Here is a 12,027-nt window from a genome sequence, read left to right as displayed (position 1 = left end):
AGAAAAGTGCGGAGGCAATATGCCTAAATTACCCCTAACTCCCGAACAACGTATCAAAGAGCTGGAGCAGCCGAAGTTAAAGCCCAGTTTTTTGAAGCCGTCGTGAAGCTGCCCCCTGTTTTAAGGGTCAGCTTAGCTGATTCACCAGTTGGCTGCTGCGCTCAATCATTCTGAGGGCTTCAACATCATTGAGCTGCACCAGTCGGACGAACAGCAGGTCTGTAACTGAATTTTGTGCTGTACGGGTGGACATGGATGAGCTGCGCCATTCTGTTTCATTGGCTACGGTGTCGAGCGTGTAATGCGCCAGGCGTCGCAGGGGCGAATCGGCCAGCGATGTGATCGTAATGACCGTAGCTCCCTGCGCTTTGGCTGTTTCTGCGCACAGGATGATTTCTTTTTTTGCCCCGCTGTTTGAAATGGCTATCTGTACATCACCTTCCCGCAGAGTCTGAGCGACCGTCGCTTGTACGTGGGTGTCAGGATCACAGGTTACCCGGAAACCGATTTTCATCAGTTTGAACGACAGATCTCTGGCGACCACCCCGGAGCCTCCCAGACCGGTTATCTGGATGAACCGGGCCTTACTTATCACGTCTGTCACCTGTTTCAACCGGTCAAAATTCATCAAAGAAAAGGTCTGCTCGAGAGCCAGTATTTTTTCTCGGTTGAGCTTGCGGGCCATCACTTCCAGTGAATCCTCACTGGTAATGGAACTGTGCAGGTGCAGCGCCGTATTATGCTGCTTTTCACAACTGATACTGTTTTCTTCGATCAAAGCCATTCTGAGCTCAGTAAACCCCTGAGCCCCGAGTTTCTGGGCAAATTTTACGATGCTGGATTGACTGATGTGGAGACGCTTTGCCAGCCCTCTCGAGGAAATGCTTTTCAGCGCGTCGATATGCTCCAGCAGGAATCCGGCAATTTTCTGTTCATTCTCCGTCATTCCCCTTTCTGTCGCTTTTATTTTCGCCAGATAGTGCATTGTTTTTCCTGCCTTTATCATTAAGGAATCATTGATTCCAGTCTGTTTTGAGCAGCATAGCATACTCAGGAGCAGAATTTGACCGCCTTCACAGTATTTGTATTATGATTCAATGATTCGTTTATTTTATCAATACTGGAATATATGATTCTTTTGTTTTCTGTGGAACATGATATTTACACATAAACAAAAGGGATTTAATAATGAAAAGCATGCCAAAAACGCTCGCAGCTCTGACGTTACTGGCCACCTGTGCCAGCCAGGCCGCCGTGATTTATCAGTCTAACGATGGTTCCAATATCGATCTTTACGGCCGCCTGGGCTTCAACGTCTCTGATAAAAAATCCGGGGATACCTCCGGTGATTTCGACGCCAGAATCGGGTTCTCCGCCCGCCAGACCATCAACGATAAAATGGCCGTGATCGGTTTCACTCAGTACCAGGTAAATGCGGCGGAATACGCCAACAACATCAGTGCGGAAGATACGAATGACTTCACCGCTCGTTATGTCTGGGCAGGGCTTGATTTTTCGGAGTACGGCAAACTGACCGGCGGGCGTGTGTCATCCGGTCTGATTATGTTCACCGATATCGGCGATGTGTTTGCCAGTTCAGATGTGGCAATGGCGCGCCAGGCTAACTTTGTGGATCCGACTGCGGCGCAGGTTTTCCGTCAGGACGGTACGCTCCAGTACCAGAATACCTTCGGCAACGTTGATTTCGCCACCGCCTATATTCTGGGTAACAACACCTCTGATCTCGATTACGGCTATAACGCCACTCTGCGTTACACCCTCGACATGGGCAATTTTGGCCGCCTGCAGCCGGTGATTGCCGGACAGACAGAACAGGCCAGCCACGATAAAACTTCGTCACTGTCCGATGGCAATGCCGATAAATACAGATTCTATGGTGTGGGCGCCCGCTACTATCTCGGCGATTTTATGCTGGGGGTGTTATACGCCCGGGACAAGGTGACCTATCTCGATGGCTCACAGGACAGCACAGATAACGATATTGAAACCACGCTGGTATGGAACCTCAGCCCGGACTGGGCGTTGCGGACCGGCTACCGCCACCTGAAAAACGAAGACGGTGATGGCCTGCAGTTACGTGATGCCACTTTCGAAGCACAGTACAAACTGACTGCCCGCAGCTCGGTCTTTACCTCTTACTCCTGGCGCAACGGCCAGAAGGGCACCAAACGCACAGACGGCAGCGATGTGTCGTTCGGAGGCAGTAGCCCGGCAGACGATTACTACCATGCAGGTCTGCGCTACGAGTTCTAAGCCCCTCTTCCGGGAGAGTAAAATATGAAAAAGACATTATTAGCCGCCGCAGCCTTGCTGCTATGCAGCCAGGTATCCGCTGCCCCACATTTGTTTATTGGCGACAATGTCAGTGTGTTGGCCGCCCGTTCCACCAGGGTCAGTATTTTCAGCCGGGATGTGATCCTGCCTGAGGGTGCACAGAAAATGATTGTGAAATTCGACAGTCCGGTGAATCCGGAGTCGGTAAACAACAACCGGGGACGGATTACATCAAATCCGTACATCATTTCATTCACGGCATCCGGTAACGAGGACATTCATCTGTCCGCCGGTAACCCGCTGGATGAAAAGGAAGCAAAACGGATGGCACAGCACCCGGTGTTCACGGTGATGGCTGGGGGTAAACCCGTTCCATTTAATATCCGTGTCCTGGATCGGAACAGCATTACGGTGTTTACCGACCTGTCCGCGATGGTGAATGAAAACAGTTCTGCCGTCCCGTCAGCGTCAAAAACGCCGGTACCGGCCACAGGCACTGCGCCGGAAGGTCGGCTGTCGACACTGCAACAGCTGTACCTCAAAGCCGATGACTCCCAGAAAAAAGCATTCCTGAAATGGGCCCTAAACCTATAAGGCAGCAAGCATCATGCAACTTGAAAATATGGTAACCGAAGGTGTTAACCGCACCTCGTTTGAAATTGACCGCGTGTCTACCCTGGAAATGTGCCGCATCATCAATGATGAGGATAAAAAAGTACCTCAGGCCGTGGAGCTTGTTCTGCCGCAGATAGCCGCCGCTGTGGACATCATTTATGAGCAGATCGGTGCAGGGGGACGTCTGATTTACACCGGCGCCGGCACTTCCGGGCGGCTGGGTATTTTGGATGCCAGCGAATGCCCCCCCACGTATGGTGTCGCACCGGATCTGGTGATTGGTCTGATTGCCGGCGGTGAGCGTGCCATTCAGCACGCAATCGAAGGGGCAGAAGACAGCCTCGAGCTGGGGGTCAGTGACCTGAAGGCGCTTAATCTGACGGAAAAAGACGTGGTGGTGGGGATTGCAGCCAGCGGGCGTACTCCTTACGTCATTGCCGCGCTGAACTATGCCCGCCAGACAGGCTGCCATACGATCGGGATTTCCTGCAATCCGGGCAGTGCGGTTTCCACGGCGGCGGAGCTGGCCATTACACCGGTCGTGGGGCCGGAAGTGGTGAGCGGATCTTCCCGGATGAAGGCGGGGACGGCCCAGAAACTGATACTGAATATGCTTTCATCGGGGCTGATGATTAAATCCGGCAAGGTGTTCGGTAACCTGATGGTGGATGTGGTTGCCACCAATGAGAAGCTGTACGTTCGCCAGGTGAATATTGTCAGAAATGCCACCGGCTGTACGGATGTGCAAGCAGAAAGCACGTTGCGGGCCTGCGATCACCACTGTAAAACCGCCATCGTGATGCTGCTTAAAAAGGTGGATGTCACCACGGCCAGGCGGTGTCTTGAGCAGCATGGCGGCTACATCCGCCGGGTTCTGGAAGAGGAGCCACGCTGATGGGAAAAGATATCAGTAGCGAGCTGTTGCATAAAATCATTGTTCTGATCGGTGGACGGGACAATATTGCCAACTGCGGGAATTGTATGACTCGTCTGCGGCTGGCAGTGCATGACAGCAGCCTGGTTGACCGGGCAATTAAAACACTCGATGGTGTGAAAGGGGTGGTGCTGTCCGATAACCAGGTCCAGGTTATTTTTGGTCCTGGCAAAGCACAGCGGGCCGCCGACGCCATGAATAGCCTGTTGAATGACGGGAGCGGTTCTGCGGCATCGGCCGCGGATATTGCTGCCCGCACAAAAGGGCAGATGAAAGCAAAACAGACGTCGGGTATTCAGCAGTTTCTGTCGAAGTTTGCCACTATCTTCACCCCATTGATACCGGGATTTATTGCCGCCGGGCTGCTGCTGGGGATCGCCACCCTGATCGGAACCATAATGCATGTTCCGGTTGACGCGCAGGGTACGCTGGCTGATGCACTGAATTTTATGAAGGTGTTCAGTAAAGGGCTCTTTACCTTCCTCGTCATTCTCATTGGCTACAACGCGGCGCAGGCCTTCGGCGGAACCGGTGTGAATGGGGCTATTATCGCATCCCTGTTTCTGCTGGGATACAGTCCGGCCGCTACGGTAGGTTATTACGCCGGGATCCAGGACTTTTTCGGGCACCCCATTGATCCACGAGGAAACATCATAGGCGTGCTGATTGCGGCCTGGGCCTGTGCGCGTATCGAAGGGCTGGTCCGTCGCGTGATGCCGGATGAGCTGGATATGCTGCTGACATCCATGCTGACCCTGCTGGCCACGGCTGCGCTGGCTTACCTGGTCATTATGCCTCTGGGTGGGTGGTTGTTTGAAGGGATGTCCTGGCTCTTTATTCACTTAAACAGTAACCCGCTGGGATGTGCCGTACTGGCCGGTGTGTTCCTGATTTCCGTGGTGTTCGGCGTGCATCAGGGATTTATTCCCGTGTATCTGGCGTTGATGAGCAGTCAGGGATTCAACAGTCTGTTTCCCATTTTGTCGATGGCTGGAGCCGGTCAGGTTGGTGCCGCCCTGGCGCTGTACTGGCGGGCCGATAAACGCAGTGTGCTGCGCAGTCAGGTCCGGGGGGCTATTGTTCCAGGTTTGCTGGGTGTCGCTGAGCCACTTATCTATGGGGTGACGCTGCCCCGCATGAAGCCGTTCATCACGGCCTGCCTGGGGGGAGCGGCGGGCGGGTTGTTTATTGGCGTTGTTGCCTGGTCGGGTCTGCCAATGGGCCTTAACAGCGCCTTCGGGCCTTCCGGCCTGGTAGCGCTGCCGCTGATGACCTCTGCCCAGGGTATTCTGCCGGCAATGGCCGTTTACGCCGGCGGTATGCTGATCTCTTATCTTGCTGGGTTTGCTTTTACTGTTCTCTTTGGTTGTCGTAACGTCAATCTGGATTAAACACCATGAAACTGAAATGACAGGTAACGTCTCTTTTTGCGCTGGCCTTTACCGCCGGCGCCGCACAATGCCTGGTTCTGACAGAAACCGCATCGGACAAGGCGGGAGTTGATCTCCCCGGTAGGAAAGGGATGCCTCAGTGGATAAGTCAGCTGGTGGCCGCAGGCTATTCCGGCGTTGACATTCCGGGATAGCCATTATAATACAATAAGTTCCGTTCTCCAGGCTGCCCCTATGCCAACGGAGGGGGGATCCCCGTTTGAGATAAAAAGGATTGCCTGATAACCAGGGTGGTAAACGTATAAAATACGTACAGGGAAGTTTTAGCTCCCTGTACGCAGAATGTTATCTATTGATTTATGGGGAAGTAATTCCTTTCGGAGAGAGAAAGTATTTCATTTCCTTATTGTGATTTTCACATTTAATTCATAATATTTAGCATTGTTCCACCTATAAGCTTTTAGCGGAATGCTTCCCTGATTAAATCTATTTAAAAAACAGGTTGTGCGTCTTTTGCTGACCCCACTCTGTAAATGCGACAGCGCCGATGCTGCTTACCGGCGGCGGGGGGGCAACAGCATTCGTTTTTTTCGATCTTTCACTGCTCTATAAAAGGCATAGCCAATCAGTATAAGCAGGATTAACAGCCCCAAAATGATCAATGAAAAACTGGATACCACAGATGAGTTCCTCCCAGATGGTTGGATATAAAAAAGTAAATGTGCCCAGGATAATCGACTGGACTGCCTTACAATGGCAGTCTGCATTTCCTCAACCAATTCGTTAGCAAAGCCACACATTAGCTGACGTTGGCATCAAACTGTGTGCAGATGTACGGCTATCATAATCTCTTTTACACCCGTGTAAACCGCTACAGATGATTACCTATCTCACCATACGCAACGATAGGTAAATAGGCATCAAATCCAATGTTTGGAATATTATCAACATAGCCACGCTAAAAATCAAACATATTTTACCATATAACAAAAAACAAGAGGGATAACCATCATCTCGTATTTACCCCCCTTGATATTTATAGGCTTTTACTATCATTATGGGACTGGGAACTTGTATTTATATTTTCATTTTGGAAATTTATTCTTTGCAAGAAATAATGAAACATGCCTAAATCGTGAATTCGATCGTGGTTTTCCTCCAGGGTTTATTGTTAACTCTATTGTAAGAAAGTAATGACATGTTTTTACTATTCAATTATCTCACAATCTGCAGGAGACGGTCATATGTTTATAAAGCAGAGCAATATCTCCCTTGGAAATACATCTCTAAACTGCATCTGCACTACCTTAAATTAATAAGCAAAGCGTCATGCTATGAGGACGATATCCTCAGGAATGATTAGTTATACGACAAAAGGAAATCTTATGGACTTTTTTAGTCACTTACCGGAACCATACCGAGTTAGAGTCATTGAACCTGTAAAGCGTACAACACGAGAATATCGAGAAAAGGTAATAGCGGAGTCAGGCATGAATCCTTTTTTACTTAGTAGTGAAGACGTATTTATTGATTTACTTTCAGATAGTGGAACCGGAGCAGTAACCCAGAACATGCAGGCTGCAATGATGAAGGGTGATGAGGCCTATAGCGGAAGTAGAAGTTATTATATCCTTAAGGATACGGTGCAAGAAATATTTGGATATCAATATACCATCCCAACCCATCAGGGACGCGGTGCAGAACAAATTTATATCCCTGTTTTAATTAGGAAACGCGAGAAAGAAAAGGGACTGGACAGAAAGAAAATGGTAGTATTTTCAAACTATTTCTTCGATACAACCCAGGGACTCAGTCAGATAAATGGCTGCACCATTTGTAATGTATATGAAAAATATGCTTTTGATATTTCAGTTAATTCTGATTTTAAAGGTAATTTTGATCTCGATGTGTTGGAAGAAAAAATTAATGAGGTAGGTGCTGAAAATGTTCCTTTCATTGTTGCTACAATAACAAGTAACTCTACGGGAGGGCAACCCGTATCGATTGGCAATTTGAAAGGAATGTATCAGATTGCCCAAAAATATGATATTCCGGTAGTAATGGACTCTGCTCGTTTTGCTGAGAATGCTTATTTTATACAACAAAGGGAGTCTGGATATCAAAATGTAAGTATAGAGAATATAACTCTCGAGGCTTACAAATATGCAGATATATTGGCGATGTCTGCCAAAAAAGATGCGATGGTGCCGATCGGCGGACTATTGTGCATTAAGGACGACAGCTATCTTGATGTCTTTACAGAGTGCCAAACCCTTTGCGTAGCTTTGGAAGGTTTCCCAACCTATGGAGGTCTGGAAGGTGGGGCCATGGAACGTATCGCCGCAGGACTTCATGATGGAATGAATCAGGACTGGCTGGCTTATCGCATTGCGCAAATTCAGTATTTAGTGAATGGCCTTGAAGCTATAGGCGTATCCTGCCAACAGGCTGGAGGGCATGCAGCTTATGTTGATGCAGGAGCGCTGCTTCCACATATTCCTGCTGAACAATTCCCGGCACTGGCTCTTGCCTGTGAGCTTTATAAAGTTGCCGGTATTCGCGCTATGGGAATTGATTCGTTTTTACAGGGAAGGGATCCCAGGACAGGAAAACAGTTACCCTGTCCAGCAGAACTGCTTCGGTTAGCGATTCCCAGGGCAACTTATACACAGTCACATATGGATTATGTTATTGATTCCTTTCTGCATGTTAAGAATAATTCTAAAAATATCAGAGGATTAACTTTTACATATGAACCTGAAGTTTTACGACATTTTACTGCAAAATTGAGGGAAATTTAGTCACACTGTATTATTTTGATTTTTCGCGTAATTTATTTATAGCTAGGTATGTCATTATATTTATTTTACACATGTAATTGATTGAGCGGTATTAATATCGATAGGAATTTCAATGTTACTTGGAACTAAATTCAACACTCTTGCTGATAACACAGTTGATTACTGGATGAAACCTAATTCTAATTTATCCTACAGTGATATTGATGAAAAGATGGCGACATTGAGATGGAGCGAAAAATCAACTCTTCAGCTGTATGTTCACATTCCTTTTTGTACACAAAAATGCAGTTTTTGTGCGTTTTCTGGGGGTAACTCATTAGAGTTTAACGAGGTGGAAAGATACGTTGCCAACTTAAAAAAACATCTTGACTTCGTTCTTGATAAAACTAAGGTGAAAGAAAGGGAAATTGACTCAATTCATATTGGCGGAGGAAGTCCAGATATATTAGGTGGGAATGCCAGGTCTCTTTTGGATTATTTAACATCGCTTCCTGGGTTTACTGAGCGAACTGAGTTATCTATAGAGATTTCACTATTCAGTGTCCGTAACGAATTTATCACTCAATTGAGTCGTTATCCAATAACCAAAATCTCATTTGGTGTGCAGTCGCTTAACCCCAGAATCAGGCAATATCTAAAAATGCCTGCAAAATTGCGTAAACTTGATGAGATTTGTGCTAGGTTAAGAAAAACGATACCAGTAATAAATGTCGATCTTATGACCGGTTTTCCTACTCAGACATTAGATGATGTATTTTATGACTTGGAATATTTCATTAATCATCCTCATGTTAATTCTATAAGCACATATTTGTTTAGTAAAGGATCCGCCCCGGCGTTTATTGCAGATGTTATCTCAGGTAAGATACCAACATCGCCCACAGATATATATCATGCTAACCTACGGTTTCACTCATATCTGACGCTTCAGTCTTATGGATGGAAGCGTTTTGGAACAAACACATATCTAGATACATCAGATATCGACCCTGATATTTTATCTATAATTAAAGGGAATGAATGTTTAGGTGCCCATTCTTATGATGATTTTCTTATCGGAGTGGGGGCGTCAGCCGTTTCCTACTTTCCTGGTCTTCGTATAGAAAACAAATCCAGCCTGACAGAATGGATGGCGGACATCAAAAGTGGAATATTACCTTATGATTTGAAAAAATGCTCAATTGAAAAGCAAAAGGATATGGCATTATGGGGGCTTCCTTTAAATTTTCGTGGTATACATAAAGATGAGTTGAAAAAACTGATTAATAACGGCATTCTCGATAATAATCAGGTGGCTACATTTGAGGATTATATCAGGCAGGGGCTTATCAAACTGAATGCCGATGATGTTTACAACCTGACAGTTTTGGGTGAGGTTTTTCAAGGAAAAATGGTTAAGGAATTAAAGAAGAAAAAAGATCAACAAGTGTTAACCAATTATATTGATGAAGGACATGAATTGGCTTTGTTGGTATCTGAAGGAAGAATAATGGATATTAATACATTAAATAACCGGCAGAAAGGAATAAGGGATAAGCTAACAAAAATCTAACCACTGCGCAGTACTCTGAACTGGCTGACCCCGTGTACGAAATCGATCGGTTTCGTACACGGGGGGCAGTTTGGATCTCTGAAATTATTAGGCACTGTTGCAACGATTGAGTTTCCCCAAAGGCGTCGGGTTACGCACCTGCAGACGTTGCTTGCCATTACGTCGAAAACTCAATTTCAACAGGCAGTATGCACCTTGTTCAACAGCAGAAAATATTATTCTGGTTGATAATACTCAGGATTTATTTCATCGCCCATACGTCACTGGTGCCGGGTTTATCTCCTTTTGTCCACCATTTAGCGATCCAATGTTTCCCCTGGTATGCGACTTCATCACCTCCAGTGTAGACGTTGTTAGCATTCCAGTCCCCACCCGTTTCTTTATTCAGCGATTCCCAGACGTCACTTTTTCCCGGTTCGTTGTTTTGAGTCCACCATTTAGCTTTATATTGTTTCCCCTGGAAAATGACAACATCACCGGCAACATAAATTTTGTCATTTTTCCACGATGTCTTAACATCATCATGTTTTTCTGCTTTATGTTTGATAGTAAATTCAGAAGGATCTGAATCAAGCTTGCCATCATTTACAGTCAGACGGAATGTCAGGTCAACATCCTGTGCCGTTTCTCCCAGCGTGAAACGAGCCTTTGGCTGGTCAGAATTTTCCAAGACTACTAATGGCCCGGCAATTTGCTCCCATTTATAACGGAGGGAATCACCGTCAGGATCTGTTGATGCTGAACCGTCCAAAGTAACAGTTTTAGCTCCAGTGACTTCCTTCGGGAAATCCACTTTTGCTGTTGGTTTATGATTTTCAACAACTGTACTTTCTTTTTTGTGTTTAATAATGAATTCGAAAGGCTCTGACGTCAGTTCACCGTCATTTACTGTCAGACGGAAGGCCAGTTCAACATCCTTGTCGGTGGTGTTTAGCATGAATCGGGTTTGCGGCTGATCGGTGTTGTCCAGGGTAACCATCGGTCCGTTAATCTGTTCCCAGTGATAACTCAGCGTTTCGCCTTCCGGATCGCTTGAACGAGAACCATCCAGGATAACTTCTTTTGCCCCTGTCACTTCACTCGGATATTGTACTTTCGCTATCGGCTTCTGATTACCTTCTGTCGCTTTGGCATCTTTTGCTGCCTGATGCATTTCGTTAATGTAGCTTACCTGATCCGCCAGACTCATTTGCGAAGTGGATGCCCCAAGAGTCCAGACGAAGAAGCCGCCATAGTTGTTTTTTGCCTGCCAGGCAGCCCGTGCGATATTGGTTGTTCTTTCCTCAGTAAACCGGCCTTCTGGTCCCCACTGGCTGTTAATCGTGTTACCCAACAAAATTTTCGATTTATCACCGACAGCGTTGGCATAGTTTGCAAGTGCCACATCGTATTTAAAACGTTTCCCGGCGTCGTAGGTCATCACATTAAAGAAATCGAATACATCCTTTCCCTTAACCAATAGAGGTAAAACCTCACCATGGTGTGATGAGCGTTTGTCTTCAATAAAGGAGCAGCCCTCAGTGACACTGGCGTTAACACACTCCTTCGGATCGGCACCGACATGATAAGTTGTCAGACTGAGTAATTTTTTGCTCTGTGGCCCCAGTAATTCACGTACACGTTTAGCCAGCTCCAGCAGATTATCATTCTCCTCTGGCGTAAGGCGTGCCTGTTTTTCATAATCGAAATCAATACCGTCAAGGTAAACGCTTCCTGCTTTCTGATAAAGATTCATATCGCAGGTCGTGTTATCCCAGTTGAACTTCAGGCATTTGCCATCCATTTCGTCTGGCTTCAGACCTTTTTTGTATACCGAGAACCCCGTGTTGAGGAGCTTTACAAGACCTTTTGCAATGTTCTCGCGGTTTTCAGGATTAGCCAGGTGGGCCCACATGCCTTCATAGGTTTCACCACCAAAGGCAACCATCATTTTCTTTTCAGGGTGGGCAAATTTTACTTGAGTCCATGTCGCATACGCCGGAGGTAACCAGTATCCATCGTAAGTCGGAGCGGCGATGATGTTATCCGATGAAGAAATGTTGCCTGCGCTGTCCCATCCACCAAATGAGAGCAGGAAGGTATCCACTTTTGACTGTTTTAAATCCTCTACAGGATTTGCGCCATAGTTTCCCCAGGAGGTCAGGTAGCTGAGGGTTCGACTGGATTCGGTTGCAAATGCTGACTGCGCCAGAAATGCAGACCCAATCAGTAGAGCTAATGGTAATTTATTCAAAACATTTCCTTTTATTGACAGTGGTATAAAATATTTCTGAAATACATTGTAACAAAAGGCTTTGATGGATGTGTCTCGATTAATATAAGAATCGACTTATGCTTGATATATAAAATGATAACTAAACTAAGTTAGGGGGTTATATTTCTATATGGATTTTAGCGCAAGGCAGTGTCGGGTTTTTATTGGGGGCTGGATATATGCTT

At 46.5% G+C, this 12,027-nt stretch carries 8 protein-coding genes; 6 read left to right on the top strand and 2 right to left on the bottom strand.

Translation table 11 applies throughout. The features are described 5' to 3' along the window. Positions 1 to 127: 127 nt before the first annotated feature. A complete protein-coding gene (gene murR, locus D7I37_RS02425) occupies positions 128 to 985 on the bottom strand; it encodes an HTH-type transcriptional regulator MurR (protein WP_129543253.1) in 858 nt (285 codons plus the stop codon). A gap of 203 nt (positions 986 to 1,188) precedes the next feature. Here murR and D7I37_RS02420 point away from each other — a divergent pair, with 203 nt between their 5' ends. The 6 genes from D7I37_RS02420 (at position 1,189) to D7I37_RS02395 (ending at position 9,588) form a co-directional block, all read left to right on the top strand. After that, positions 1,189 to 2,274, top strand: a complete 1,086-nt coding sequence (locus D7I37_RS02420) for a porin (RefSeq protein WP_129543252.1) — start codon at positions 1,189 to 1,191, stop codon at positions 2,272 to 2,274. Positions 2,275 to 2,298: 24 nt separating this feature from the next. Next, positions 2,299 to 2,889 carry a DUF2057 family protein gene (locus tag D7I37_RS02415; protein WP_129543251.1) on the top strand — a complete coding sequence of 197 codons (591 nt, stop codon included), beginning with the start codon at positions 2,299 to 2,301 and terminating at the stop codon, positions 2,887 to 2,889. A 13-nt stretch (positions 2,890 to 2,902) separates the two neighbouring features. After that, positions 2,903 to 3,805: an N-acetylmuramic acid 6-phosphate etherase gene (gene murQ / locus D7I37_RS02410; protein WP_129543250.1), complete on the top strand. Its 903-nt coding sequence runs from the start codon at positions 2,903 to 2,905 to the stop codon at positions 3,803 to 3,805. Beyond that, the gene (murP, locus tag D7I37_RS02405) at positions 3,805 to 5,235 is read left to right on the top strand and encodes a PTS N-acetylmuramic acid transporter subunit IIBC (RefSeq protein ID WP_129543249.1); all 1,431 of its coding nucleotides are present in this window, start codon (positions 3,805 to 3,807) and stop codon (positions 5,233 to 5,235) included. Before murQ ends, murP begins: the two co-directional genes overlap by 1 nt. A 1,385-nt stretch (positions 5,236 to 6,620) precedes the next feature. Beyond that, positions 6,621 to 8,036 (top strand): tryptophanase, encoded by a 1,416-nt coding sequence (gene tnaA, locus D7I37_RS02400; RefSeq protein WP_129543248.1) that lies wholly within the window; start codon positions 6,621 to 6,623, stop codon positions 8,034 to 8,036. Between the two features lie 112 nt (positions 8,037 to 8,148). Continuing rightward, a complete protein-coding gene (locus D7I37_RS02395) occupies positions 8,149 to 9,588 on the top strand; it encodes a radical SAM protein (protein ID WP_129543247.1) in 1,440 nt (479 codons plus the stop codon). A gap of 241 nt (positions 9,589 to 9,829) precedes the next feature. Here the strand turns inward: D7I37_RS02395 and D7I37_RS02390 are convergent, their stop codons facing one another. Continuing rightward, complete coding sequence (locus D7I37_RS02390) at positions 9,830 to 11,821, bottom strand: carbohydrate-binding protein (protein ID WP_129543246.1); 1,992 nt, start codon at positions 11,819 to 11,821, stop codon at positions 9,830 to 9,832. Positions 11,822 to 12,027: the final 206 nt, after the last annotated feature.

The sequence above is a fragment of the Serratia sp. 1D1416 genome (assembly GCF_003641105.1).
GTDB classification, from domain to species: Bacteria; Pseudomonadota; Gammaproteobacteria; order Enterobacterales; family Enterobacteriaceae; genus Serratia; species Serratia ficaria.
The sequence above is the reverse complement of the archived record's forward strand: the minus strand, read 5'-3'. Positions and strand labels throughout refer to the sequence as shown.